This window comes from Nostoc sp. (assembly GCF_036917455.1).
In the GTDB taxonomy this organism is placed as follows: Bacteria; Cyanobacteriota; Cyanobacteriia; order Cyanobacteriales; family Nostocaceae; genus Nostoc.
The window spans coordinates 1-25,965 of record NZ_JBALDK010000044.1 but is presented as its reverse complement, the minus strand read 5'-3'; the positions used below and the strand labels follow the sequence as shown (position 1 = coordinate 25,965).

Annotated in this window: 31 protein-coding genes and 1 tRNA gene; 19 read left to right on the top strand and 13 right to left on the bottom strand. The window is 41.9% G+C overall.

Annotated features, from left to right (window positions below; all coding sequences use genetic code 11):
- The first annotated feature begins 82 nt into the window (after positions 1 to 82).
- The 4 genes from purF to V7K42_RS04800 all read left to right on the top strand — a co-directional run bounded on the left by purF (position 83) and on the right by V7K42_RS04800 (position 3,146).
- Positions 83 to 1,582 (top strand): amidophosphoribosyltransferase, encoded by a 1,500-nt coding sequence (gene purF / locus V7K42_RS04815; protein ID WP_334914036.1) that lies wholly within the window; start codon positions 83 to 85, stop codon positions 1,580 to 1,582.
- Between the two features lie 109 nt (positions 1,583 to 1,691).
- Positions 1,692 to 2,258, top strand: a complete 567-nt coding sequence (locus V7K42_RS04810) for a Uma2 family endonuclease (protein WP_334914034.1) — start codon at positions 1,692 to 1,694, stop codon at positions 2,256 to 2,258.
- A 16-nt stretch (positions 2,259 to 2,274) separates the two neighbouring features.
- Positions 2,275 to 2,499: a hypothetical protein gene (locus V7K42_RS04805; RefSeq protein WP_334914032.1), complete on the top strand. Its 225-nt coding sequence runs from the start codon at positions 2,275 to 2,277 to the stop codon at positions 2,497 to 2,499.
- 53 nt (positions 2,500 to 2,552) lie between these two features.
- Positions 2,553 to 3,146, top strand: coding sequence for a hypothetical protein (locus V7K42_RS04800; protein WP_334914030.1), 594 nt, complete (start codon positions 2,553 to 2,555; stop codon positions 3,144 to 3,146).
- 293 nt (positions 3,147 to 3,439) lie between these two features.
- On the opposite strand, the gene V7K42_RS04795 is transcribed toward V7K42_RS04800, so the two are convergent.
- The 3 genes from V7K42_RS04795 to V7K42_RS04785 form a co-directional block, all read right to left on the bottom strand.
- Complete coding sequence (locus V7K42_RS04795; RefSeq protein ID WP_100898347.1) at positions 3,440 to 3,721, bottom strand: hypothetical protein; 282 nt, start codon at positions 3,719 to 3,721, stop codon at positions 3,440 to 3,442.
- A gap of 29 nt (positions 3,722 to 3,750) precedes the next feature.
- Positions 3,751 to 4,797: an ABC transporter permease gene (locus V7K42_RS04790; protein ID WP_334914027.1), complete on the bottom strand. Its 1,047-nt coding sequence runs from the start codon at positions 4,795 to 4,797 to the stop codon at positions 3,751 to 3,753.
- 73 nt (positions 4,798 to 4,870) lie between these two features.
- Positions 4,871 to 5,389 carry an adenine phosphoribosyltransferase gene (locus tag V7K42_RS04785; protein WP_334914025.1) on the bottom strand — a complete coding sequence of 173 codons (519 nt, stop codon included), beginning with the start codon at positions 5,387 to 5,389 and terminating at the stop codon, positions 4,871 to 4,873.
- A 401-nt stretch (positions 5,390 to 5,790) separates the two neighbouring features.
- Between V7K42_RS04785 and V7K42_RS04780 the strand changes: the two genes are divergently transcribed.
- The 4 genes from V7K42_RS04780 (at position 5,791) to gmk (ending at position 9,722) form a co-directional block, all read left to right on the top strand.
- Positions 5,791 to 6,417 (top strand): DUF3038 domain-containing protein, encoded by a 627-nt coding sequence (locus V7K42_RS04780; protein ID WP_094328218.1) that lies wholly within the window; start codon positions 5,791 to 5,793, stop codon positions 6,415 to 6,417.
- Complete coding sequence (locus tag V7K42_RS04775) at positions 6,414 to 7,847, top strand: DUF4335 domain-containing protein (protein ID WP_334914024.1); 1,434 nt, start codon at positions 6,414 to 6,416, stop codon at positions 7,845 to 7,847. Before V7K42_RS04780 ends, V7K42_RS04775 begins: the two co-directional genes overlap by 4 nt.
- An 847-nt stretch (positions 7,848 to 8,694) precedes the next feature.
- Positions 8,695 to 8,961, top strand: coding sequence for an extracellular matrix/biofilm regulator RemA (remA, locus tag V7K42_RS04770; RefSeq protein ID WP_012410221.1), 267 nt, complete (start codon positions 8,695 to 8,697; stop codon positions 8,959 to 8,961).
- A gap of 164 nt (positions 8,962 to 9,125) precedes the next feature.
- On the top strand, positions 9,126 to 9,722 hold the full coding sequence (gene gmk / locus V7K42_RS04765) for a guanylate kinase (RefSeq protein WP_334914022.1): 597 nt from the start codon (positions 9,126 to 9,128) through the stop codon (positions 9,720 to 9,722).
- Positions 9,723 to 9,818: 96 nt separating this feature from the next.
- On the opposite strand, the gene V7K42_RS04760 is transcribed toward gmk, so the two are convergent.
- The 3 genes from V7K42_RS04760 to V7K42_RS04750 form a co-directional block, all read right to left on the bottom strand.
- Positions 9,819 to 10,340, bottom strand: coding sequence for a photosystem I reaction center protein subunit XI (locus V7K42_RS04760; RefSeq protein ID WP_334914020.1), 522 nt, complete (start codon positions 10,338 to 10,340; stop codon positions 9,819 to 9,821).
- 273 nt (positions 10,341 to 10,613) lie between these two features.
- Positions 10,614 to 10,763, bottom strand: a complete 150-nt coding sequence (gene psaJ / locus V7K42_RS04755) for a photosystem I reaction center subunit IX (RefSeq protein WP_012410218.1) — start codon at positions 10,761 to 10,763, stop codon at positions 10,614 to 10,616.
- 40 nt (positions 10,764 to 10,803) lie between these two features.
- On the bottom strand, positions 10,804 to 11,298 hold the full coding sequence (locus tag V7K42_RS04750; RefSeq protein ID WP_334914018.1) for a Photosystem I reaction center subunit III: 495 nt from the start codon (positions 11,296 to 11,298) through the stop codon (positions 10,804 to 10,806).
- 266 nt (positions 11,299 to 11,564) lie between these two features.
- On the opposite strand from V7K42_RS04750, the gene tsaD reads away from it, so the two are divergent.
- On the top strand, positions 11,565 to 12,614 hold the full coding sequence (tsaD, locus tag V7K42_RS04745) for a tRNA (adenosine(37)-N6)-threonylcarbamoyltransferase complex transferase subunit TsaD (protein ID WP_334914016.1): 1,050 nt from the start codon (positions 11,565 to 11,567) through the stop codon (positions 12,612 to 12,614).
- A gap of 42 nt (positions 12,615 to 12,656) precedes the next feature.
- Here the strand turns inward: tsaD and V7K42_RS04740 are convergent, their stop codons facing one another.
- Positions 12,657 to 13,571, bottom strand: a complete 915-nt coding sequence (locus tag V7K42_RS04740) for an alpha/beta fold hydrolase (RefSeq protein WP_334914014.1) — start codon at positions 13,569 to 13,571, stop codon at positions 12,657 to 12,659.
- A gap of 109 nt (positions 13,572 to 13,680) precedes the next feature.
- Positions 13,681 to 14,400: a hypothetical protein gene (locus tag V7K42_RS04735; RefSeq protein ID WP_012410214.1), complete on the bottom strand. Its 720-nt coding sequence runs from the start codon at positions 14,398 to 14,400 to the stop codon at positions 13,681 to 13,683.
- Between the two features lie 538 nt (positions 14,401 to 14,938).
- Between V7K42_RS04735 and V7K42_RS04730 the strand changes: the two genes are divergently transcribed.
- From V7K42_RS04730 to V7K42_RS04700, 7 genes are all read left to right on the top strand, one after another.
- Positions 14,939 to 15,487 carry a GNAT family N-acetyltransferase gene (locus tag V7K42_RS04730; RefSeq protein WP_094339711.1) on the top strand — a complete coding sequence of 183 codons (549 nt, stop codon included), beginning with the start codon at positions 14,939 to 14,941 and terminating at the stop codon, positions 15,485 to 15,487.
- Between the two features lie 306 nt (positions 15,488 to 15,793).
- A tRNA-Pro gene (locus V7K42_RS04725) sits at positions 15,794 to 15,867 on the top strand.
- 607 nt (positions 15,868 to 16,474) lie between these two features.
- The gene (locus V7K42_RS04720; protein WP_334914012.1) at positions 16,475 to 17,269 is read left to right on the top strand and encodes a Tic22 family protein; all 795 of its coding nucleotides are present in this window, start codon (positions 16,475 to 16,477) and stop codon (positions 17,267 to 17,269) included.
- Positions 17,270 to 17,294: 25 nt separating this feature from the next.
- Positions 17,295 to 18,185 (top strand): peptide chain release factor N(5)-glutamine methyltransferase, encoded by an 891-nt coding sequence (gene prmC, locus V7K42_RS04715; protein WP_334914010.1) that lies wholly within the window; start codon positions 17,295 to 17,297, stop codon positions 18,183 to 18,185.
- Between the two features lie 227 nt (positions 18,186 to 18,412).
- Entirely contained in the window at positions 18,413 to 18,667 is a 255-nt protein-coding gene (locus tag V7K42_RS04710; protein WP_334914008.1) for an acyl carrier protein, read from the top strand.
- A 176-nt stretch (positions 18,668 to 18,843) separates the two neighbouring features.
- A complete protein-coding gene (locus V7K42_RS04705; RefSeq protein ID WP_334914006.1) occupies positions 18,844 to 19,452 on the top strand; it encodes an L-threonylcarbamoyladenylate synthase in 609 nt (202 codons plus the stop codon).
- A gap of 98 nt (positions 19,453 to 19,550) precedes the next feature.
- A complete protein-coding gene (locus V7K42_RS04700) occupies positions 19,551 to 20,492 on the top strand; it encodes a sensor histidine kinase (protein WP_334914005.1) in 942 nt (313 codons plus the stop codon).
- On the opposite strand, the gene V7K42_RS04695 is transcribed toward V7K42_RS04700, so the two are convergent.
- The 5 genes from V7K42_RS04695 to V7K42_RS04675 all read right to left on the bottom strand — a co-directional run bounded on the left by V7K42_RS04695 (position 20,455) and on the right by V7K42_RS04675 (position 25,007).
- Positions 20,455 to 20,925, bottom strand: a complete 471-nt coding sequence (locus V7K42_RS04695; RefSeq protein WP_334914003.1) for a GNAT family N-acetyltransferase — start codon at positions 20,923 to 20,925, stop codon at positions 20,455 to 20,457. The two genes, V7K42_RS04700 and V7K42_RS04695, sit on opposite strands and share 38 nt — an antisense overlap.
- 97 nt (positions 20,926 to 21,022) lie before the next feature.
- Positions 21,023 to 21,436: a hypothetical protein gene (locus V7K42_RS04690; RefSeq protein WP_334914001.1), complete on the bottom strand. Its 414-nt coding sequence runs from the start codon at positions 21,434 to 21,436 to the stop codon at positions 21,023 to 21,025.
- Between the two features lie 72 nt (positions 21,437 to 21,508).
- Positions 21,509 to 22,486, bottom strand: coding sequence for a protein translocase subunit SecF (secF, locus tag V7K42_RS04685; RefSeq protein WP_334913999.1), 978 nt, complete (start codon positions 22,484 to 22,486; stop codon positions 21,509 to 21,511).
- The gene (secD, locus tag V7K42_RS04680) at positions 22,483 to 23,901 is read right to left on the bottom strand and encodes a protein translocase subunit SecD (RefSeq protein WP_334893751.1); all 1,419 of its coding nucleotides are present in this window, start codon (positions 23,899 to 23,901) and stop codon (positions 22,483 to 22,485) included. Before secD ends, secF begins: the two co-directional genes overlap by 4 nt.
- 122 nt (positions 23,902 to 24,023) lie before the next feature.
- Positions 24,024 to 25,007: an alpha-ketoacid dehydrogenase subunit beta gene (locus tag V7K42_RS04675; protein ID WP_334913997.1), complete on the bottom strand. Its 984-nt coding sequence runs from the start codon at positions 25,005 to 25,007 to the stop codon at positions 24,024 to 24,026.
- Between the two features lie 378 nt (positions 25,008 to 25,385).
- Between V7K42_RS04675 and V7K42_RS04670 the strand changes: the two genes are divergently transcribed.
- Genes V7K42_RS04670 through V7K42_RS04660 form a run of 3 tightly spaced genes read left to right on the top strand, consistent with a single transcriptional unit; the run spans position 25,386 to position 25,827 of the window.
- Complete coding sequence (locus tag V7K42_RS04670) at positions 25,386 to 25,538, top strand: hypothetical protein (protein ID WP_334913995.1); 153 nt, start codon at positions 25,386 to 25,388, stop codon at positions 25,536 to 25,538.
- Complete coding sequence (locus V7K42_RS04665; RefSeq protein ID WP_334913994.1) at positions 25,535 to 25,663, top strand: hypothetical protein; 129 nt, start codon at positions 25,535 to 25,537, stop codon at positions 25,661 to 25,663. Before V7K42_RS04670 ends, V7K42_RS04665 begins: the two co-directional genes overlap by 4 nt.
- Positions 25,660 to 25,827 (top strand): putative toxin-antitoxin system toxin component, PIN family, encoded by a 168-nt coding sequence (locus V7K42_RS04660; protein ID WP_334913992.1) that lies wholly within the window; start codon positions 25,660 to 25,662, stop codon positions 25,825 to 25,827. Before V7K42_RS04665 ends, V7K42_RS04660 begins: the two co-directional genes overlap by 4 nt.
- Positions 25,828 to 25,965: the final 138 nt, after the last annotated feature.

The following is a 25,965-nucleotide window of genomic DNA, read 5'->3' as shown; positions in this document are numbered from 1 at the left end:
TTAAAGATTTATTAAGAAATCAATAATCTATCTATAGACATAATCCCAGTGACTTGACCCCCCCACCAGGAGCAAAGCTAGCATGACCTCTATTCATTCTGTCACTTCGGATGAATACCCCGACCCTAACAACAACCCAATTAATAGTCATGACAATCAACCTGACAAGCCCGAAGAAGCTTGTGGTGTTTTTGGCATCTACGCACCAGGAGAAAACGTTGCTAAACTGACCTACTTTGGATTGTACGCCCTCCAGCATCGGGGTCAAGAATCAGCTGGGATTGCCACTTTTGAAGGTACAAAAGTCCATCTTCACAAAGATATGGGCTTGGTGTCTCAAGTCTTCAATGAATCTGTTTTGGATCAATTACCTGGTAGCCTTGCTGTTGGTCACACTCGTTATTCCACCACAGGTTCTAGCCGCAAAGTTAATGCCCAACCCGCAGTTCTGGAAACTCGCTTAGGTTCTTTAGCTCTGGCACACAATGGTAATTTAGTCAATACCGTGCAACTGCGTCAAGAGTTGCTTGAGAAAAAATACAACTTAGTTACCACAACAGACTCAGAAATGATTGCTTTTGCGATCGCAGAAGCCGTCAACGCTGGTGCAGATTGGCTAGAAGGTTCAATTCAGGCATTTCATCGTTGCCAAGGAGCCTTTAGTTTAGTTATTGGCACTCCTAACGGGGTTATGGGTGTTCGTGACACCAATGGTATTCGCCCCTTAGTAATTGGGACTTTAGCGGGTAATCCAGTCCGTTACGTTTTGGCATCCGAGACTTGTGGTTTAGACATCATTGGAGCCGAATACCTGCGAGATGTAGAACCAGGTGAATTAGTTTGGATTACTGAAGAAGGTTTGGCTTCCTATCACTGGAGTCAACAGATCCAAAGGAAATTGTGTATCTTTGAGATGATTTACTTTGCTCGCCCTGATAGCATCATGCACAACGAGAGTTTATACAGCTATCGGATGCGGTTAGGGCATCAACTAGCTAAAGAATCTTATGTCGATGCCGATATTGTCTTTGGTGTTCCTGATTCTGGTATTCCTGCTGCGATCGGATTTTCCCAAGCTTCTGGTGTAGTCTACGCTGAAGGACTGATTAAAAATCGCTATGTTGGACGAACCTTTATTCAGCCAACACAAACTATGCGCGAGTCTGGTATCCGCATGAAACTTAACCCCCTCAAAGATGTGCTGGCGGGCAAAAGAGTAATTATTGTAGATGACTCCATTGTTCGCGGGACTACCAGCCGTAAACTAGTCAAAACCTTGCGTGAAGCGGGTGCAGTGGAAGTACACATGCGAATTTCCTCTCCACCAGTAACTCATCCTTGCTTCTACGGCATCGACACCGATTCTCAAGATCAGTTGATTGCTGCTACCAAGTCAGTAGCGGAAATCGCCAAGCAACTGGAAGTAGACAGCCTCGCCTATCTCAGTTGGGAAGGAATGCTAGAAGCGACACGAGAAGACACCAATAGTTTCTGCTCTGCCTGCTTTACTGGAGATTATCCGGTAACAATTCCTGAGCAAGTGAAGCGTTCTAAGTTGAGTTTAGAAAAGGTAGTGGTGTAAGAATTGGGGAATGGGGAATAGGGGATGAGACAGAAGAATTAATAACCAATGCCCCATGCCCCATCCCCACTCAAGATAAAATAGGTAAATCCCTCAACAAAGATGGTTTATGAACCAGCCGATATCTGAGAGAGTGCGCTGGACTACCGCCGATTTAGAGTTGTTTCCAGATAACGGGAACCGCTATGAAATTATTGACGGAGAATTGTTTGTTACCAGAGCGCTTCATTGGAATCATCAAAAAGTCTGTGTCAGAATTCTTGCTTCATTAGATATCTGGTCACAGACTACTGGTTTGGGAGAAGTTGTGACTGCTCCAGGCATCATTTTTGGGGATAATGATAATGTGATTCCTGATGTTGTTTGGGCTAGCAATGAGAGGTTGCCCTTGCTTTTAGACGAGGCGGGGCATTTGACTGGTGCGCCAGAACTGGTAATAGAGGTACTGTCTGCTGGTATTGAGAACGAAAAGCGAGACAGGGAACTTAAACTAAAGCTTTACTCAGCAAGAGGTGTTAGGGAATATTGGATTGTGGATTGGCGCAACCAACAGGTGGAAGTTTATCGGCGTGAAAAAGCGAGTTTAAAGTTAGTTACTACGTTGTTCAATAGTGATGAGTTGAACTCGCCCATATTACCTGATTTTACTTGTGCGATCGCATTCTTATTTACCTAACATTGAGCAGTATCTCTTGCATATAATCCAACCAAATATTTCTATCCTGCCCTATGATAACGTGGGAGCCAAATGGTTTGCTTTAGAAAGAGCGCGACTAGTAACTATAGGAAAAACTCCCGCGTATCCAGATGGACAGATTGCAGCGATCGCAAAAGTTAATGGTCTGATTTTGGTAACAGATAATATTTCAGACTATATTGATTTTCAAGAACTTCAACTAGAGAATTGGTTTCATTAATCAAGTAGGTTACTCTTTTTCAAGATTACAAAACTCATTTTAATTACAGAGCGATGGCATCTTTTGAATCGAATGAAATTAATGCTGTTGAAGTGGATAATGTCAGGTTTGAGACTGTGGTATCAGAGAGAGTATTAACTATCCCAGAAACCAAACGCGGTATTTATACTCTTGTAGAGCTTGGTATTCGTATTACTAATAACACACAAAGTTTTTTTTACTTTTCATCAAATTTTTATTCGTTGTTCCCAGAACTGATAGCACCAGATGGTCAAGTAATGCAGACAGGTATCAGCTGCGATCGAATTAACCCACCAATTGAATCTGATTATGTGCTGGTAGTGCCAGGAGAATCAGTAACTTTGTCTCGTGATGCTTTTCTTTTTTGGATACAGAACCGGAAGAAAAAACGTGATCGAAAGTTAACTTTGAACGTCCCTTTTCCAGCTCAAGACATTTATGGTTTTTGCCCACTGTATCCAGGTTTATATCAATTTCGGTTCAAGTATCGTGAATCTCGTGAACGGATGGAGGATTTTTCTAACTGGATTGAACCAAAAATATTACAAACAATATTACAAAATCTCTGGACTGGAGAGGTACTAACTCCACTTGTGAATATTCAATTAGTAGATTCATCAACTTAAAAAACTTCAGGGGAATGAACCTTCTGGAGGAGTCTGGTGTTTTGATAATCTGAAACCTGGGAAGTATAGAGTTCGTTTTACATATCGAAACGAAAATACATCGGCAATAATCGATAAAGGAAGTAATGAAGAGATGAAATTAATAGAGGGTGTTTGGAAAGGTATGGTCTCAACTCCTTTTGTTGATTTTCGCATAACACAATAAAATAATATCGCGATCGCTCCTCTCATCAGTTTAAAAACGAAACCCAACACTTATCACCGATATCCAATTAAAAAATAAAAAGTACAGCTTAACTGTGTTGCAAAAACTCAACTTTGGGCAATAAAGGGTCAGTTACAATACCCACACCGCTAAAACCCCAACGTTTAAGCAAGTTTCCCAACTGTGTACGCGGAATAGATTCCACAGAAAAGCGATTTGCCACTTCTGCCGCATGGGTGTTGAGATAGCTAAGGGCATCAAAGTTTTCTTGAAACAGCAATAAATAACCTGATGTTTCGGTGTCAGGACGAGCTATGAGATAATTACCGTCAGTTTTTGAGCGCACCAAGTAATAGACTTCAGACAACATGGAGATAAGGTTAAACCAATGACAAATGACTAATTAAGATTTTCTAGGCGAATGCGAGGATCGGCGGCTTTTAACATTAAATCAGCGATTAAATTACCAGCAATTAACAACACTGCGCCCATTACCAAGCTTGCCATTAATAAATATAAATCTTGAGCTTGTAAAGCCTGTAGAGTCAACCTCCCTAAACCGGGCCAGTTGAAGAAAAATTCGGCAATGAAAGCACCGTTTAATAAACCAGCTAATTCAAAACCCAATAAGGTAATCAAGGGATTTACAGCATTACGGAGTGCATGAACGTAGATGACGCGGTTTTCTGGCAGTCCTTTGGCACGAGCCGTTTGAATGTAATCTTGACGCAGAACATCCAATAATTCGCCGCGAGTGATGCGTTGTAAACCAGCAAAACTAGTAATTGAGAGGGCAATCGTAGGTAAAATCATGTGCCAGCCGATATCTAAGATTCTGCCAAACCACGTCAGTTCTGAGTGATTAATGCTAGTCATACTCCCCACTGGGAATAAGGGAGAGGTGATTTGGGCTAAAACCAGCAGTGCTAAGGCGGTAATGAAACTGGGAAAGCCTTGTCCGGCGTAGCTAATAACCTGTAAAAGTCGGTCTGCTAGCTTATTTTGGTTAACAGCAGCAAAGATCCCTAGAGGGATAGCGATCGCCCATGTGACAATTAAAGATGCGATCGCTAATAACAAAGTCGCTGGTACGCGTTCCCACAAAAGTGATGCTACTGAACGTTGATAAATAAAACTCGTGCCAAAATCCCCTTTTGTCAAAATTCGCCATATCCATAACCAAAATTGCTCTGGCCAAGACTTATCCAGACCAAACTGCCGCTTAATTTCCTCAATTCTTTCTGGAGATATTTTCGGGTTTTGCCGCAGCGTATCTACATAATCCCCTGGAGCAAGTTGAATAATAAAAAACGACAACGCTGATGCCAAAAACAAAGTCAGTAGTGCCTGCAATACCCGCTTTGCCACATAAATAAAAGTTTCGTTCGTGACTAGCCTGATTAGCCAATCCCGACCTGTCTCCAAGGAAATTCTCGTAGATGTCATTTGTCCTTTGTCCTTTGTTATTTGTTATTTGTCCTTTGCTAATGACCAATGACTAATGACCAATGACAAATAACTAATATTCGATTAGAGAGATAATTGGCACATCCGGCAGATATTTACGCCCTTCTAAATCCCGTAGCTCGATAATAAACCCAAATCCTACTAATTCGCAGCCAATCTTCTGTACTAACTTTGCTGTTGCACTCGCAGTTCCACCAGTGGCAATCAAATCGTCCACAATCAAAACTCGGCTACCTTGGTGTAAAGCATCTTGATGCACTTCCAGGCAGTCTGTACCATACTCTAGTTCATATTCAATTGAGTGAACTGTGGCTGGTAACTTACCTCTTTTACGGACAGGAATAAAACCCACTCCTAATTTATAAGCCAGAGGTGAGCCAAAAATGAATCCCCTCGACTCTATACCAATAACATAATCCGGCTCGATCTTAGCTTCGCTGCATTTTTGTGTTAAAAAGTCAATAGTATAGCGCAGTCCCTCTGGATCGCGCAGTAACGTAGTAATATCCCGAAATAAAATTCCAGGTTTAGGGAAATCTGGGATGTCACGAACGAGAGACTTTAAATCCATAAGATGGGGAATGGGGAATGGGGAATGGGGAATGGGGGAATGGGAAAAAGAAGTATTGATCTATTGACCAATTTTCAATTCCCAATCCCCAATTTCAGATACCTGAAAAATCGTACACTATAATGTCATACGCTGGGGTCGGGGCTAAAGCTTCGCCTTTTATTGACGATAATTAGAATCTAAACCAAGCTAGAAAAGGTATTGCACTAAGAAATGAGGTGAATTGATTTATGTTTTTAAAAGTTTGATTTCAATATAGGGAAAACTGTGAGTAGAAAGAGTTAAGTAATGTATATGTCAGGTAGTCATGCTACTGCTACAAATCTAACGTTCAAGTCTTGGCTACCGATCTTAAATTTGTTTTATCTAGTCTGTTGGAACCGCACAAGGTATTTTAGATAATGAATGTCTCAGCAAGTTTAACGCCGTTCAACAGTCCAACTCAAGATTCACTGCCGACGATTCTGGACACTTTGCCAGATCCTGCGATCGCTTCCAAAACGTGTCCTCGGAGAACGCGGTTGCAAATTGACCTGATTTTATTGGCAATTGAAGCTTTAGAGCTTGGTGGTTCGGAAGCAATCTTGAGTTTTGCTCAAGAGTTGGATCTAAAAGGAATTGTTAAAGACAGAGTAAATTTATGGCGGATGCGTAGCTCTAACCCGCTACGGAGAGCGCACATGCGCCGTCCCTTAACTATCATGGAAGCAAAAGCTCTAGTAGTCATTGCTTGCTACATAGCGCGGCGTTTAACTGTTGTTATCCGCCAGTTATTAATGATATGTCAACAAATGGAAGAAAAGCAGATTCCATTAGAACAGAATTTGCGCCTATCTAATTACCTAGAGAGGTTTAGAGCGCATTTTAAGAGCCGGATGAATGCTCGGCGCTCAGGTGTACTAGCATTAACTTCTGATGAAAAATTAGATGAGCTTGCTATAAATTTGTTAGGACAATTACTATTTTGTACTGGTACAGCTGGAATGCAGAGGTTCTGGATTAGTCTTTTTGACGGTGAAGTGGAATGAATATTCAACGTAAGTACAGTCTACCTAATTGTACACTACTTTTAGAAGGGTTAAGTGATGTCACTAGGGCTGCCCACTTCCAGGAAATGCGCCCGGAATTATCAATATTGGTAAATGCAGAATGCTATTTATCTGGTTATAATCAGCCTTTAACGGGAGGGCGAGAATTTTTTGAAAGTTTAGTGAGGGCTGTTAGTGGCTATGCCCAAGAATTTTTAAGTAGTGTACCCAATCCCCAAGCACACAACCAGGAATCGGAGCTAGTAGAGTTTCGGAAAGTTGACAGCAATCGACACAGGCTAATTGTACATTCCGAAGGCGCTCCAGAGGGGTTCGAGTCTCATTCTAATAATTCCAAACGTCCACCTATTGAAATAGATTTGAATACAGTACAGTTGTTTGATTTAGTGGAAGCAGTGGATCAGTTTTTTGCTGATACCCAAACTTTACCTGAACTTTCCCTAGAACTACAACCAGTTACCAGACGCTATGGCGGTGCTAGTCAAGCTTTGATTAGACAGGCTGTTCCTGCTGCTGTGGGTGTGTCAAGTTTAGCAGTAGCAGCGATCGCCTTTAACTTGATTCCACCGCCCCAAATACGTCCACCACAACCTCAACCAGAAAAGCAAAGTAGCTCTACAACAAACAATATCACTCCCCCAGCATCAGCGGCCGCAACGCCTATCGCGGTTGCAACACCTACACCAACGTCCGTGGCTAATACAAAGCCGACAGTTCAAGATTTAGAAGCACTTTTAAATACAGTTCCAGAAATTACCGATCCATCCCAACTGCGGGCATTGAATCGTCAAGTGTACAACCAAATTCATCCAGCTTGGACTAATCGTTCAGGATTGAAGGAGGAATTAATTTATCGTCTGGGTGTAGCTGCGGATGGTGCGATCGTTGGTTATAAAGCGGTAAATAAAGAGGCGAATCTGGGAGTGAGTCAAACTCCTCTGCCTAATGTACTTTATAATCCAGCTAGCCGCCCTCCCATTTCCAAGGAACCTATTGCCCAATTCCGAGTAGTATTTACTACAAGAGGTGTGCTAGAAGTGAGTCCTTGGCGGGGATATGCTAGAACACCAGAGGTAGTCGGTGCAAAAATTACTGACTCTAATATAGTCAAAAGTTTAAACCAAAAGCTTTATAATACAGTTCGCCAAACTTGGAGTGGTACTCACACCTTTACACGAGATTTGAAATATCGCGTGGCAGTCAATAAAGATGGTGTAATTGCCGATTATGAACCACTTAACCAAGTCGCCTTTGACTATTTCCGAGAAACACCCCTTCCGAAGATGTTCAACGATGTCTACGGCTCCAATGTAGCACCTCCTAATGATAAAGAACCTCTCGCCCACTTCCAAGTGATATTTAAGCCTAACAGCACGCTGGAAGTTACTCCTTGGCAGGGATATCAGTAATTGGGAATGGGGAATGAGGAAAGAATTAAGGGGAGCAATGCGATTTTGTGAGATGGGTAAGCAGGGGAGGCAGGGGAAGAGAAAGAAATAAGTGTAGAAACAGTCTATTTCGGTAGTAAAAAATACTAAAAATGCCTCTTTACTCCCCCTGCTTCCCCTGCTCCCCCTGCCTCAAGAGCCTATTTCACGAGGATCTCACTTTTTCGCGTTGCTCCCGAATTAAGTTCCTACTCCCTATTCCATCTGGATTTTAGATAACGATTAAGCTTGGGTAACAGTTCATCAAAAATTGGCTTAAATCTGCTGAGATATTAGTTTGTCAAAAATTGCACTTTCTTTAATCCGCATTCCTAAGCGTGGACTTCAACTATAAGACTCGGAATTCATTCCCAAGTGGGATGGAAGCACAGTGTGACATTTAAAATATATGATTGCGGCAATCTTGTCTGTACACCGTAGCCTTTTAAGAGAGAGCAGAGTCTATTGTATACAACCGAAAAACGCTAAAAGTAGCTTTTACAAGAAGGGGAAAGCTACTTTTATTACCTTTTATTCTTTTCCCAACTTCTAAAAAAAGTCGATTTTGCTCTCCATCAATTTCTGAGTTAAATACTTATTGCAAACAAAATAAATGTACATCATCCAACTAGCTAGTATCAGTGAAATTGCGTCTATGTCTTTGGAAAGATTTTCCCGAAATTTAGCTGTTTATCAGCTAAAAAAAGCAGCCATTATTTAAAAACGAAGGCTGGCTTGAATTTAAGCGTTGTAACTCCCGTTCTTTGGCGATAACATAGAAATAAGTTTATTTCAAACTTCTCAAACCGCCTTTGGCGTGAGTTTTTTTATGGAGATCCAATTAATCAACATCGGCTTTGGTAACATTGTGTCTGCTAACCGAGTAGTTGCCATTGTCAGTCCAGAGTCTGCCCCAATTAAGCGGATTATTACTGATGCACGGGACAGAGGTCAACTGATTGATGCAACTTACGGTCGTCGGACTAGGGCCGTAATTATCACCGATTCCAGCCACGTAATTCTGTCGGCGATTCAGCCAGAAACGGTAGCGAATCGCTTTGTAATTTCCCGCGATCATCAAACTGTAGATAATTAGCAGTGGATTATTCCTACTCCTCTTTGCACCGGATCGGCATTACTATGTGAATTAGATCAGTTTTCTGTCGCCCTTGCTACAAACTTTTTAGTTACTAGTGGACTTGGCGAGGAACACAAGACTAATGAATAATATCTATTGATGATTCACAGGTTGAGGGGATAATGCCAGTTTTACCCATCCAGAGTAGTGTTACCACCGAAGAATGCTTATATTTAGGCAGGTTGATTGTCTTAACTGGCCCCAGTGGGGTTGGTAAAGGGACTCTAATGCGATCGCTCCTACAACGTCACCCAGAACTTTATTTTTCCGTATCTGCAACAACTCGTTCTCCCCGTCCAGGGGAAATCGATGGCAAAAATTATTACTTTGTCAGCCGTAGTAAGTTTGAACAATTAGTGGCTGAAGGTGAATTTTTAGAATGGGCAGAATTTGCTGGTAATTATTACGGCACTCCCCGGGAAGCTGTGCTTAAACAAATTCATTCTGGTAAGTTGGTAGTGCTAGAAATTGAACTAGAAGGCGCAAGACAAACCCGTGCTTCCTTCCCCAGTGCCCTCAGCATTTTTATTTTACCGCCTTCTTTTGATGAATTGGAGAAACGAATACGCTTTCGTGCCCAAGACTCTGAAGAAGCGATCGCTCGTCGTCTACTCCGCGCCCAAGAAGAGATTCAAGCAGCAGATGAATTTGATATTCAAATCGTTAACGACGATTTTGAAACTGCTTTAAATGACATTGAAACGGTTTTGTTTAAATAAGCTAAGAGTTACTTAGGAGTTAAGAGTTAAGAGTTAGAAGTTATGAACTTTAACTTCTAACTCCTTACTTCTAACTCCTAACTCTTAATTTCTCAATTAACCAAATAAACCTTGAATTAGTCCGAGGTTACTAGTCAAAAAGTAAGCAACTACTGCACCACCAATACCACCAATTAAGAAAGAGCTGGCAAAGTTGTTCCAGCTTTCTTTAGAGTTAAAAGCATCTACCGGAGGATTGGGTACGGTAACGCTAGAAAGTGCTTTGTCGGGATTGCTATTGGAATACAAGGATAGACAAGCGGTGAGCAAAACCACCAAGCCGATAGCTCCCAGTAAACCAGCCAAGTTAGCGTTAGCTGTATCCCGCAGTGGACCCAATTTGGCGAAGGGGCCAAATAGCAAGTAACCATGAGCCTGTCCAACTTCTAAACCGCGTCTAGCAGGAGACAGACCTGGGCGATAGGCAGGTAAGTTATTAATGAACCACTTGACCAAGGGAGAAGAATTAATTGGGGTTTCTAGGTTGCCCAATTGTGGATCGCGAAATGCAGGGAAAACAACTTCCCGATTTCTGGGATCGCTGGGGAGATTTTTTGATGCATCTATAGCTTGTGCCATATTTTTTGTTCGCCTCTAAATTTAAAATGGTGGCATTTTTATATTAATAATAATTGTAGCTAAAGATGTCTTTTGGCTAAGAAGTTTAGAAAAATTAATTTAGCTAGTTCTAAAAGTGTGAAACTCGCGAACTGTAAACAGGATCGCGAGTTTCAAAAAACTCTTTGTGCTGCCTATTTTGGTGAGAATTCTGCTTAATTAAGCTGAATAAATCAACTACATAGTTTTAGGAAAAACACAAGATATTCAAATGTGCTAAATCCCTTTTCCCACTTATGGCAGTGGATGGAAAAGTAAGTCTGGGAAAAAGCGGTTGAATTCAATCAAGATACCGGCTGTGATTGTCAACCAGATGGTAGCTGCCACAGGCGCTGTGGAAATAAATTTGATCAAATAGGATGATTGATCGCCTTTGTCTGCCATGAATTTAGTCTCCAAAACGAAGTGAATTAATTAAGCTGATTTAGCGTGGGGAAATGGGGATTTCTGAATCCTTGGCTGCTAATTTGTTAGAGAGTAATTCTTGGACTGCTGCTGCTGGCCAAGTAAAGCCTGACGCTATGATCGGTAGTGCCAAACCAAGATCGATTTGGATTTCTTTGAGTTCAGTGTCAGATTCCTTTTTGATCGCTTGCAGATAGACACGACCTACCCAGCCAATCCAGCCAGCAATATATAAAAACAGAATGCTGGGGATCAAAAAGTCACCAGCCCGATCTAGACGACCATCAACAATCAAGTGGGGGTAGCCTTCAGGGCCGCACAGCGCCTGAGAATAACGCTCAAACCGCTTTTTCCCTGATTCGGGGTCGGCAGTTGTATTACGGGCATTAGCTGCTAGCTCTTGAAAAGCGGGATTGTCCTTGCACGGTGTCAAATTAGCCCCTAAAGCTTGTGCTGGGGAGGCGAAATTGAACCAAAGACAAATCGCTAACATCAAAGCAAACAATCGTCGCATAGAGTTGTTTCCTTTTATTACAAAACAAGAAGTTCTTTGTACAAAACGAAGCGGCTTGTACAGTTGTTTATTTGCATAACTAGGAAGTCATCATACTCTTGGGTGGGAACCGAGTAAAGTTTAAGTAAATAAAAGTTAAAGCTTCTCAACCAAAATCGAGTACCAAGTCTTGAGTGCTGAGTATAAGAATTGGTGTTGTAGGGTAGTAAAGAAGCAAGATTTTCTCTTTATTACTCAGGACTCCAGACTCAGTACTGATTACCTCAATGACAACCGTTTTAGCAATAGAAACCAGTTGTGACGAAACTGCCGTCGCAATTGTTAAGAATCGTAAAGTTTGCAGCAGTATTGTAGCCTCGCAAATTCCAATTCATCAACAGTATGGCGGGGTAGTGCCGGAAGTCGCGTCTCGCCAGCACTTGGAAACGATAAATGTTGCGATCGCCCAAGCCTTAGAGCAAGCCCAGCTAGACTGGGGAAAAATTGACGCAATCGCCGCCACTTGTGCCCCTGGACTTGTAGGAGCGTTGTTAGTAGGATTAACTGCTGCTAAAACCTTAGCGATGGTACACAACAAGCCATTTTTGGGAGTTCATCACCTGGAAGGTCACATTTATGCAACTTACTTGAGTGAATCAAGTTTAAATCCCCCTTTCTTGAGTTTATTAGTTTCTGGCGGACATACAAGCTTGATTTTTGTCAAAGATTGTGGCATCTACGAAACACTAGGACAAACCCGTGATGATGCTGCGGGTGAAGCCTTTGATAAAGTGGCGCGATTATTAAAGCTGGGTTATCCTGGTGGGCCAGTAATTGACAAGTTGGCACAACAGGGAAATCCCCAAGCCTTTGCCTTACCAGAAGGAAAAGTTTCTTTACCGGGCGGCGGGTTTCATCGTTATGATGCGAGTTTTAGTGGATTAAAAACGGCTGTATTGCGTTTAGTGCAGCAATTAGAGAAAGATGGTGGACAAGTGCCAGTAGCAGATGTAGCAGCGAGCTTTCAGGAAACCGTAGCGCGATCGCTAACCAAAAGAGCGATCGCCTGTGCCTTAGACTATGGTCTAGATACAATTGCTATTGGTGGTGGTGTAGCAGCTAATAGCGGATTAAGAAAAAATCTTCAATCCGCAGCCGTTCAACATAACCTCCGCGTTCTATTCCCACCTCTAAAATTCTGTACCGATAATGCCGCCATGATCGGCTGTGCCGCTGCAGATCATCTATCCCGTGGTCATACATCGCCCCTAACACTAGGCGTTGAGTCTAGGTTAGCACTGACCCAAGTGATGAAGTTGTATTACTCTTTTGAGTAGTCATTGGTCATTTGTCCTTTGTCATTTGTGAATAACCAATGCCTAATGACTAATGACTATTGACCGAATTCTATCGGCAACTTCATCCGGCTGTTCCAACATCGCTAGATGTCCGCAATGAGGAATTTCCAGAACATTGTCACCACAGTATTGAAACAGCCTGTGAAAGCTAGCTAAATGGCGTACATACTTGGGTTCCATAACCTTATCTTCCGCACCAGCCAAAAAATAAACTGGCTGCTTCAGTTGAGATACTAGCTCAGGTAAACGATTGATTTCTTCCTCAGTTGTGGAATCTAACAGAGTTCCTAGCGCTGCTTCCGGGTCAGCAACAACGAAATCAATCAGCCTCTGACGTGCCCAATGGCGATCTAAAGGACGAACTACACTGGCTCTAGTAAACAGCAAATCAATCAAAGGCACTTGGGATAGCCAACGCGGGCGGACTTGCAAGAATTTCTGACCCGCCGAGCGAAACTGCTCAAAAGCTTCTTTGAGGTAAATACCACCGCCAGCGTTGATACAGATAACTCCCTTAACACACTCAGGTATTCGATCTGCTCCCCAAAGAGCGATCGTACCTCCCAATGAGTGACCAATTAGCCAAGCACTGGTAATATTCAGTTGTTTTAGGAGAATGGCTAAATCCTGAGCATAGGCAACAGGAGTATAAACAGAATTGATTGGCAAGCCAAGCCCACTACTAAAAATAGGCATCAGACTCAGAGAAGTTTGGGCCCCATTAAAATCGGTTTTTACCTGGGACTGGGATTCACCAAAACCCCGCAAATCATAAGAAAGGCACTGCAAATCATCTGATAGGCGGGAAATCACAGGTTGCCAATATCCACGGCTATTGAGCCAACCGTGAATAAATACTAAAGCATGAGGGCAGGAAGAAGTGGGAGCCGTTAGCTCGTATGCGTGTGGAACGCCCAAGATTTCGATAGTTGCCATACTTATATCGTAACCCGAAGAGCGGGTCGCGACTAAATACGGAATAGAAAGAGAGTTAGGAGTGAGGAGTTAAAAATTAACAATTCTTAACTCCTCACTCCTAACTTTTTCATTTCCCCAGCAACCTCTGTCGCACTCCTTCGGCAATTTTGTGACCGAGATATTCAGGAATAAGGCTTTCATTTGGCCCCAACAAGTAGAGAATTAGCCGTGTACGCCCGCGCCAAACCAATAAATTGGCATTGACTACCAGCAGGTCTTCTTGCCAGATGGCATACATCACTTTGTAGAATAATCCTGGTTGATTATCGGCTTCAATTACTAGGGCAGGGAGATGAAAGACCGGATCGACATAGAACTCAGTTTGTACCTGCTCTAAACCAGTATCAAGATTAAATTCTACTGCCAGCATCTCTTCTACCTCAAACCGACCTCCTAAAGCCTCGCGAATGGCGCGACAGACATTTTCTGCGGTTTTCTCGGTTAAGGCTTTACTACCGCGAGATACCAATAATTTGATAAAAACTAACATCGGCGGACGGATCTGACCGTATAGACTCAAACCGTGAATAGTCAACCCATAAGCTGCTAGTACACCAAAAATATCGCTGAGGAGAAAAGATTGGTTGCGGTAAGCAAAATGCAAAGCACTTTTACTACCTTCCGGTTTCAGTTCAATAACAGCGCGTCTAGTTTTATAGAGACGGTAGGCTAACCGTAAATTTTGCAGTTGAATCTCACTGCTGACAAATTGCTCATAAAACTGGGGAAACGCTCGATTAAAGCGCTTTAGAAGTTCCAGTGTTGAAGATTTTAAACCAGAAGCCATTGTTAAGGGTAAGACTCGCTTGCTTTCGTCACCTGGGTGTTGGGTGTTGGGTGTTAGGTGTTGGGGACTGGGGACTAGGGACTAGGGAAGAACTTTCCCAAATACTCAATCTCTTGTATACAATTCACTCCTAAGCTAACGTGCATTTAAGCTCTATACGAGCAATTGCCAGGATTTGGTTTTTCCATATTAAATTTTTAATTTGAAGCAGAGGCTTCTAACAATCACAATCATAACTTCGGTGTCCAATTGCATTAGCAAGTAAGAGGGCGAACTGAACAGGATGCGATCTGGAATTTTGAATTAGTTTATATCCTTACCCTTTTGGTGAATTTCTCCTAGCCTCTACAACAAAATGCTAAAGTTGAAAATGATTGGTGTGAAACACGCTCTAACTAGCTGTTACCATTAGAAATCCCGAAAACAACCGAAAAACTTTGAGTGTAAGGGATAGTAAAGGGGGATAGCTATGTTAAACATGAATCAACACTCCTGAGAGTGGAAACCAATTTAGTTATACTACCCGAACCACGTTGGCATGGGTTTTTGGAAAACTTGGTTTAGTACTCCTGAATCTGTAGCGACAACTAGGACAAACCCCTTTGAAGAACGTGTTGATGCTGCGGGCAACTCCAACCCCACCAGCATTAGCGAAGCATCTTCAAAGGAAACTCGCATCGTCTTCAGTACGGAGCGAGATATTGACCTGTATGAGCTAGAAGAACTCTGTGATGCAGTTGGTTGGTCGCGTCGTCCTCTAAGAAAAGTGAAAAAAGCTATTGAGCATAGTTTTCTTGTCGCCTCAATGTGGCAGGTGAGAGGAAACCAAAAGCGGCTCATTGGTTTTGCCCGCGCTACCTCAGATCACGCGTTTAATGCCACTATTTGGGATGTGGTGGTTCACCCAGACTTCCAAAGTCAAGGACTGGGTAAGGCACTAATGAAATACGTTCTGAAAAAACTTAGAAGTGAAGAAATTAGTAATGTCACTCTCTTCGCCGATCCCCATGTTGTAGATTTCTACCGGACTATGGGGTTTATGGCTGATCCAGAAGGCATTAAAGGCATGTTCTGGTATCCTCACTAGCACTCGATCAAAATAAAACCCGATTTGCATAAGGAAATCAGGTCAAATGGTGAAAATCTGTTATTTTGATGTAATTTTGCTTTTTTTCTGCCGACGAAGGCGCAAGTACATATATTATCTTGTAAAACTAAGTCGGCAAAAAACCTTTGTTAGTGTAAAAATGTAATTTATCTTGTTCTTGGCAAAATAGAAAAAAGGTTAGGCACAAGCCGTATGATGTGATATTATAGATTTAATGCTTTTGGTAAAGCGAGATTCGCTTTAATGGAAAATTAAAATCAAAGCCCAAAAGTAGATGAGTGTAAACGGGATGTAGCGCAGCTTGGTAGCGCGCCTGCTTTGGGAGCAGGATGCCGCAGGTTCAAATCCTGTCATCCCGATTTGGATAGTATATTTAATAGCTAAGGCGAACTCAATAGGCTTGTGTTGCTATCTTGTGTGATTTATTTATAGATTTTACGGTTTAAGAACAAATCGTCTGTTAAAGTATTGGTCTGGCTGTTGAAGCGTTACACACGCATTTCGCCCTCAAGCAGTAAGATATTCCTCATACTGAGCTTTCTATCAGATTTGGGAAGATATTAAAGCAAGTGCAGATGGAACGATTGATTAAGTAATAGCGTCACCCGATCTTAGAGAAAGCCGATTAAAATGGCATTTATCGTATCCAAGGTCGGAGAGACTGAAAAGCTTTTCACTGTCGGACAAGACATATAATAGGCATCTACAGCATTTCGTGGTAAATAGCAAAGCGAAATCGATAGAAAACACAACTTTTGCACAGTTTATTTGTGAAAACAATACTACAGCAACCCTAAATAGTTGTAGAATATTGCATTCTGACCGTTGACGCTTAACACTCAACCTCAACGCTCACGATGAATTTTTTACAACTGAAATAGATTGCTATATAACTAAAGCTAGTTGGTGCTGTGCAAATCCAACCATTTGTTTAATTTAATTGGATTATTGATGCGAGGAGCAGTCATGAAATCATTTATTCACTTAGGCGCAACATTGGGTATAGCTGGGAGTGTATTTTTAACGGGACTTTCAGGAATAGGCAATCTACCAGGAATAGGCAATCTAGAGGCGGTAGCATTGCCACAAGAGCAGATAGTGAAAAAGCTTCAAGAAGTACCTGTATTCACGCTCACCAATCCTAAAGGTGAATTCGTAGTTCTTTCGAGGAAAAACGAATCCAAAACGATCTCGCAAGTTGGATTTTTTATTAGCAAGCAAGATGCTCAAACATTCCTTGACAATCGGCTCAAAAAAGAAAACCCCCAGTTGGCAAACACGCTACAGGTGAGACCTTTGTCCCTGGCAGACTACTATAAAATAGTCCAAGAAAGCAAAAAGAAATCAGACTCTGTAATTTATACTTTAGTACCGACGCAAGCACAGGTAGCTTCAGCAACAAGTATGCTGAATCAAAATGGTAAAAAAGGGCAGCAATTCAATGGTATTCCCTTATTTGTACCTAAATTTAAGAAAGATAATAGCTATTTGACCATTCCCCTTGCAAAAGGCAACGAGCGGTTCATCCCATTCTTTTTTGAAAAAGAGCAAGCAGTGGCTCTGTTAGACCAATTCAAAAAAGCCGTGCCAAAGGAAGCAGACAACACTGAAATTCAGGTAGTGGATTTATATGGTGTTATGGAGGCTCTTAATAGCAGCACCGACCCTAGTATAAATAAAATTGTTCTGTATCCATCGCGGGAGTCCATCAGTTTTATTCGCTCGCTTGCGCCGAATCAGTCATCCGCGCCGAAAAAATAACGTATATGCTCTCCAAGGTTGAAGCATGGGGGAGAAACATCTGATAGTTTCTGGTTTACAACTTTGGCAGTGGCGAAATGCAGCTCTGAAAGCATCGATCGCCACTGATGTTCCACCAAGAGAGGTAGATTGGCTGCTCTTAGAAGTTGCTGGGTTAGATCGCTTGTCACTGCGTTTGGAATCTTTTAAAGACTGGCCGCAAATTCACCTGCAATTGTCTCTAGAAGAGTTAGACCGGCTATGGCAGAGACGATTGAGCGATCGCTTGCCAGTGCAGTATATTACCGGAGTAACACCTTGGCGTAACTTTAAAATCGCCGTGTCAAGCGCAGTTTTGATTCCCAGACCAGAGACAGAGTGCTTAATTGATTTAGCTTTAGCAGCTGCTAACGGTGTGTCAGGACATTGGGCGGATTTGGGTACTGGAAGTGGGGCGATCGCACTAGGATTAGCAGATGTCTTGCCAAAAGCAACGATTCATGCAGTTGATTACAGTTTAGAAGCATTGGCGATCGCACAAATCAACGCCCAGAATTTGGGTTTTGCCGATCGGATTAAATTTTATCAAGGTTCTTGGTGGGAGCCACTAGCATTTTTAAAAGGTCAGTTTAGTGGTATGGTGTCGAACCCACCTTACATACCCACCAGTACCTTACCTACTTTGCAACCAGAAGTAGTTAACCATGAACCACATCTAGCTTTGGATGGTGGTGGTGATGGCTTAGATTGTATCCGCCATTTGATAGAAATCTCCCCTAGTTATTTACAACCTGGTGGCGTGTGGCTGATTGAGATGATGGCAGGACAGGCGGATGCCGTCGGAAAATTTTTGCAAAATCAAGGTAGCTATCACAATATTCAAATTCACGCTGATTTAGCTGGAATTGAACGCTTTGCCCTAGCTTATAAAAGTTAGGGTTTTTCTTTCTCAATTTTGCTATCTCCATCTGTTTGAGCCATTCCAATATCACTGGAATATCATCAATCACAAAAGAACTTATCTTTACTATTTACCCCATACCCGCACCGGAATCAATTAACGGTTTTCTAAACTCTCTTGATTTCTAAACCGTAATGCAGTCGGGTTATAAAATACACCTGTTCTTTTTCGCTCAAGGCATTAATTTATTTTGCCATCTTCAAATGAGCGAACGTACAGTTATTGATATTATCTCCGCTAATAACGAAGTTTTCAGAATAGCACAAACAATCAGCAATTCGTCTAAATCAATTATGTGGTTGTTATCAAAAGTGTTGAATGTTAAGAAAAATTCGATAAAAACAGCAGCAGTAGTTTTAACAGGAGATTTAGGAAATTTGCTCGGCAAAGAGCTAGATTTAAGGGTAATTTGGGATTATCCCCCGATCGCATCTCTTACACAATATTTAAGCGAGTAATTGCATACTGTGCTACTGGTTGATAAATATTAGACATTTCGCATAAATATATTTACGCAAAAATGGGGAAAGGTTTTAAGTCCTTTCCCCTTTCCCGCTTTAATCTTTTCCCTAACTTATCCAAGAAGTTGAGTCAAAATATATATTGAATTGTTCTCGCCGACTCACTTAGTAAGATGACGCAAGTTTCCCTCAAAGACCTAATAGTTGGCGCACGTGCTGGCTTGTTGGTGAGCTTTCCTACGGATACTGTTCCTGCACTTGCAGCGATACCAGAAAAAGCAGCATTAATTTTTGCGGCGAAACAACGTAGTCAAGACAAACCTTTGATTTTGATGGCTGCTAGTGCTGAAGATTTATGGCTGTATGTCAAAGGTAATGAGAATGAGTATAAAGTTTGGCAAGAACTAGCTGATAAATATTGGCCAGGAGGGCTGACATTAGTTTTACCAGCCTCAGATCGCGTGCCAAAGGTGATGAACCCTATGGATCCAACAACAATTGGTATTCGAGTCCCAAACAGTGCGATCGCTCAAACTATTTTGGCGCAAACAGGCCCCCTTGCTACTACCAGCGCTAACTTTTCCGGTCAGCCACCTTTGCAAACGACGGCAGAAATTGAGGTTCAATTTCCCCAGGTTTTGACTTTAGCAACAACAGAATACCAGGATGAAATGTCAGGGATGGGTGTACCTTCCACCGTTGCGAAATGGACAGGCATAAATTGGCAGATTTTACGGCAAGGTTCGATAAAGTTAGATATTTCGAGTGATAACCAAATATAGGTAGTTATAATGTTGTTTTCCTGATTTTCACAACAGAGAAATCTGGAACTTTAGTTTGCGTTGTTGTGATCTATTAACAAGTTAATAATTGCCAAATTATGAATTTGAGTAACTGGATATATCTAGGAGCAGGACTAGCACTAGGTATAAATTTTCATAGGTTATTGGCGCGATGGCTACGCCCCCCGCAGGCATCGCCAAACATTTCATCTAGCTCATCCCCTGTAGCGCCATTAGAGCAAGAGGATATGCCACCAATATCGCAACAGCTACAGCAAACGCAGCTGGCATATCGAATGGCAAGGGAAATGAGCCAGTTTAAGGCTGGTTTTTTGGCGCGGACTACCCATGAATTGCGATCGCCTCTCAATGGTTTGATTGGCTTGCATCAGTTAATTTTGTCAGATTTGTGTGAAGATCCAGCTGAAGAACGAGAATTTATTGCTCAAGCTCACGAGCGGACGCTGAAATTGCTCAAGCTAATGGATGAAATTCTCACCGTTGCTAGAACAGAACACGGGACTAATAAATTAGATATTCAGCCCAGACAGTTATCGCAAATTTTGGAAGAGGTTCATAACTTAACTTATATGCTGGCGGCCAATCGCAATTTCCCCTTGCAATTGTTACCCGCCGATCCAGAAATTTATGTTTTGGCAGATTACCTCTGGCTCCGCCAAATATTGATCGGTTTAATAGATACTGCCATTACTCAAATGGAAGAAGGCAGCATCTGTATTTCCAGTAGCACCATATCTACAAATAATTTTGTAAATATTTGGCTGGATGTACCAACTCATGCTTTTCCCTGGAGCGAGCCGATTGATTTGATCGAATCTGATGAGCAGCATATCCAGATTGACCCAAAGAACGCTGCTCTTTCTCCAGGAATGAGGTTATTAATCAATCAAACTTTAGTGGAAGTTATGGGAGGAAAGTTAGAAATCCTGCCTTCGAGCATTGTGAAGCAACCACATCAGGAGATTACCAGACTACAAATTTCTATCCCCCTAATAATTCCTGAAACTGAACTTCTGTAGTAGTAAGAAAAACGCGGTTAGTTAAGTTTTGTAGTACCATTGTAGTGGTAGAGTTGGTTTGAAAACCAATCTTTTCATAGAAACCCTGCTGGTGAGTAGTCATCAGGTAAATGCGCTCAACCCGTCTCATCCGGGGATGACTCAAAATGGTTTCTACTAACTTACTTCCCAACCCACCATGTTGATACTCTGGATGAATTACAACATCCCAAATTGTGGCGCGATATATGCCATCAGATGTTGCTCTAGCAAAACCAATGAGTCTAGCGCTATCCGACACAGAAATCACGGGTTCACTGTTGGTAATGGCTATACCTAAATCTTCAATACTGCGTCCTTTTGCCCAGAAAGCAGAAACGTTTAACAGTTCTTGGAGTTGGTAAAGGTCAATTTCAGACTTGCAATCGCTGAATTGAATCTGAGACTCGTTCATGTATGGCATCCACTTTCGGCAGTATCTTTGTATATTTAAGTCATATTTTGCTAAAAATTGCTGTCCGTGTATATGTATATGCAATGAGAAAGAAAAACTAATGACAAACCCACTTCCACAGAGGATGAGTTGGCCCCTGTTGACGTATCCGATAAACTTGTTTTTCTAAACGTTGTTTTTCCGGCTGTGGTAGTCCAAATAAGATATTCCGACTTTGCCAAACTAAAACAGAGGCAGTCATCCCAATACAAAAGGCTAAACCAAAGGTAGAGAGTGGATGATAGAAAAGTCCATATCGCACCGCTACCCAGGTAAAATATTGTTGCCACAGAGCAATTTCTGTCCGTAGACCCCACAAGCTAACAGGTGCAATGGTAAGCCATAAACAAGCGACAAATAGCCATCTACCATATATTGTCAGTTTATGTAACCTTTGTACTTGTTGAATAAAGGATGTGTCAGAGTTTTCAAATTCTGGGTCAGTGATTGATGGTTCTTCAGGTTGATCCATAGAAGAATAAAATTCCAAAGCATGAGTGAGCAATTTAAAATGCTTTAACCCAATTGTGAAATGCACACAAATTTAACTATCCTGGGAACTGGCAGGTGTATCAATTGGCTCTGCACTCTCTACCACCTGTGGTTGACTCTTGCGCTCTCTCCACCAAGCCAAGAGAGTACTGGCAAGGAAAATACTTGAATATGCACCCATTGTGAATCCAATAATTAAGGCAAGGGCGAAGTTTCTCAGGGTTTCGCCGCCAAATAGGAATAGGGAAAACAATGTTAACAAAACAGTTAACGTGGTATTGATCGATCGCGTTAGAGTTTGATTGATTGCATCATCAACAACTTTATCAATGCGCTCGTTAGGATGTAAAGTCAGTATTTCTCGAATGCGATCGTAGATGACCACGGTATCTGTCACCGAAAAACCAGTAATAGTCAAAATAGCAACGACGAAAAGGCTATCGACTTCAATACCTGCGACTAATCCCAAGATGGAGAAAACACCAAGCGTAATCAAAACATCATGGAACAAAGCAAGAATTGCAATTACGGCATAGTCCACCTGAAACCGCACACTCAAATAAATAACGATCCCAGCAAAGGAGACAACCAGAGCTAATAACCCTTGGGTAAATAGCTGACGACCAAGTGTTGGGCCAACGGTGTCAATTTGAGTGCCTTTTGGGTCAAAGGCTCCAATTTTTTCACTCAAAGCTGTTTGCAACTGGGTGCGTTGCTCGACATTTAATGTCTTGGTGCGAATCGATATTCCCTGTTGGTTTTTACCAACAACTTGGATGCTACTATTATTCAACTTTTCAGCGTCAACGACTTCTCTGACATCAGAGATATTAATCGGTTGAGTGCATTTGTCTGGTTGTCCACAATCACGTTCAAATTGTAGTCGCGTACCACCAACAAAATCTAAACTGGGACGTAGTGGTGCGCCTAGTTGTTGCCAAGAAACCACCATCGCCACGATGCTAACGATCATCAGAATGGCAGAAATTGCCCACCAAAAGGTCCGACGTTTACCGACACTAAATTTCATGACTGCACCTCTGCACCAGACTTAATTGACGTTGAAAGATTGGGACAAAACAACTCTGGCTTACGCAAGTTGGGAAATCCCAATGTTAGAAACAGCAGTGTGCGACTACAAGTAATGGCAGTAAACAAATTCACTCCTAAACCTAGTGCCAATGTCAAAGCAAAGCCTTTAACTAAACCTGCTCCTAACCAAAACAGTGCTGCACAAGAAATTAATGATGTGACATGACTATCTAAAATGCTAGACCAAGCTCGGTAAAATCCTGACTCTACAGAACGATATAAAGTTTTACCAGCACGTAGTTCTTCACGGGTGCGCTCAAAAATCAGTACGTTAGCATCAACAGCCATGCCGATACTGAGGATAAACCCAGCAATACCAGGAAGAGTTAGTGTAATACCTAGCAAAGCGAAGGTAGCATAGGTCAATAACGCATAGATAATCAAAGAAAAGTCGGCAATTAACCCTGGTAGTCGGTAGTAAACTAACATGAAAATCAATACTAACAGCAATCCACCAATCCCAGCGTAAATACTGCGTTGAATACTATCTTTACCTAAACTTGCCCCGACGGTACGGTTTTCAACTATTTCTACTGGTACGGGTAATGCCCCACCGCGTAGTTGCACACCTAAATCATTGGCTTGTTGTGCGGTAAACCGTCCTGTAATTACGGCAGAGCCACCACTAATACCTGCGGAAGCAAATTCTATACCTACGGTAGGAGCGCTGATCAGTTCATTGTCCAGAAAAACACCAATGCTCCGCCCAGTACCAGCAAGATTTTTCGTCAAATTGGCAAAGAGTTCACCACCCTTTTGGTCGAAGCGAATGCCAACATGCCAGTTGTTACCTTGAGTGGGTTCACCATAGGCATCCTTGAGGTATTTGCCTATTAGCGGTGGATTGGTGCTTTCAAACAATTCTGCGATCGCTTGATTATTTTTTTGTAAATCTTCTTGATTCTTAGCAATTGCTGCTTTGTCAGTACTCTTTCTCAATTCTTCTTGCTTGACTTTCAATTCGGCTTTAGATGCTTGGAAAGCAAACAATTGGGTTTCTGTATTTGCCTTTTGGGTACGAAATTCTAACTGCGCCGTCCCCCCTAGTACCCGTTCGGCTTGTTGTGGATCGTTTACCCCTGGTAATTGTACCAATATTTTATCTGAACTGACTGTTTGGATTACTGGCTCGGAAACACCCAAGCCATTAATCCGACCTTCCACAACTTTCTTTACACCTTCCAATTCACGGTCGGTAATTTTGGGAATTTCCGGTGATGGTTTTACCTGAATTGTGAGCTGTGAACCTCCCCGCAAGTCCAGTCCCAGAGGTATGGGAATTGTCGCAATCACCGTAAACGCGGCAATTATCAGGACTAAAATCAAAATTAATAGCGATCGCTGTCTTTGCATACCATAACTCGCAACTGACAAAGGCTATAATAGCGCTCTTTTGAGGAGTTATGAGTAAGGATTGGGTACTAGGGATCGGGGATTGGGCATGAATTATTCTCCTAATCCCCAGTCCCCAGTCTCTAAACTCGCAATGATACCATTTTTTCTACAGCTTCTACGATTTGCTCTGGCTGGATGATTGTTAGTCGTTCCAGATTGCCGTTGTAAGGTGTGGGGATATCTTGGGAAGAAAGCCGCAGTACTGGCGCATCTAATTCATCGAATAAGCGATCGTTTATTGAGGCGATGACTTCTGCTCCAATACCCGCAGTTCGCATGGATTCTTCCACTACAATGACTTTATGGGTTTTACGCACTGATGCCCCAATGGTATCAAAATCTAATGGCTTAAGGGATATTAAATCAATAACTTCTGGATCGTATCCTTGTTTCTCAAGTGTTTTTACTGCTTGCAGCACATGATGCCGCATCCGAGAGTAAGTGATAATTGTGACATCTTTTCCTTGACGCACAACTTCGGCTTTATCTAGGGGTAGTAAATATTCTTCTTCTGGTAAATCTTCTTTCAAGTTGTAAAGTAAAACGTGTTCAAAGAACAACACGGGGTTATCATCGCGGATTGCGGATTTTAGTAGTCCTTTGGCATTTCTTGGTGTGGAACATGCAACAATTTTCAATCCTGGAACTGCTTGGAAGTAGGTTTCCAATCGTTGCGAATGTTCTGCACCTAGCTGCCTTCCTACACCCCCAGGGCCGCGAATTACCATTGGAATTTTAAAGTTACCGCCAGAAGTATAGCGCAGCATCCCAGCGTTGTTGGATATTTGGTTGAAGGCGAGCAGTAAAAAGCCCATATTCATGCCTTCAATGATGGGACGTAACCCAGTCATCGCTGCTCCTACTGCCATGCCAGTAAAGCTATTTTCAGCGATGGGGGTGTCTAGAATGCGAAGTTCGCCATATTTTTGGTACAGGTCTTTGGTAACTTTGTAGGAGCCGCCGTAGTGTCCTACGTCTTCACCGAGAACAAATACGCTGGAGTCTCGTGCCATTTCTTCATCAATGGCTTCCCGTAAGGCGTTGAAGAATAGTGTTTCTGCCATTTAGACCTTTTAGTACGATTATGGTTTTAGAATTTTATCGTGCTGCTGTCGCAAATACGGTGAGCGATCGCACTAGTTAGAGATTGGTTTTTTTAAATGAACCGCCCAACGATAGAGCGAGTAATTGCCATAACTATGATCAAAGCCATTTTATTTAGATTTTAGAGGTTTTACGAGCGATCGCCTCACCTTCTGGCAAATGGGCTGATTTTTTTAGTTGTTTTGTGAGTTCGCTGTATTTCGCTGAAATGTCCGCTTAATAAGGCTTATAAAAAACTTTTTGGTTTACTGATAACTGCCTAACGACAAGCAATTCTTTGTCTACGTCCAAGCTAAATGCCCCAAATAAAAGGATAAAATCGAATCAGACTTCAAAACATGAAAATTATAAACACAGCTATTATTGCCAAAGTAACGGCTGATGGAAAGCTAGAAATTCCTCCAGAAGTTTTGGCACAGCTTCAGCCCTCTACTGAGTATGAAGTCTCGATTACGGAAGATGAAATTGTGTTAAAAAAATTACTAAATTGAATGTAGATTTAGATGAATTTCTGCCAGGCTTAGAAGACTTAGAACCCGATCCAAATCAACGCACCTTGGAAGAAATTAGTGAAATTGTCAAGGATGTCAGACAAGAGTTATGGTCTAATCCATGAGAGTTATCCTTGATGTTAATGTTTGGATTTCAGCATTATTGTCGGGCGGTGTTCCTGGTAGAACCTTGCGTTTAGTAAGAAAACAACAAATTAATATATTTGCTTCTGAATTTTTATTATTAGAACTAGAAACAACTTTCAAACGTGATAAATTTCAACTGTGACTAAGTAGCTGGGCGGGAAAATTTATAACTATGTAACGAAAAATTAATTAGAACGATTAAAGTCAAATTTGACACGTTTTGTACTGTAGTTTCCTTTTTCTCCTCTAGCTTTGACACCATCAATCACGGCGTAAGCGA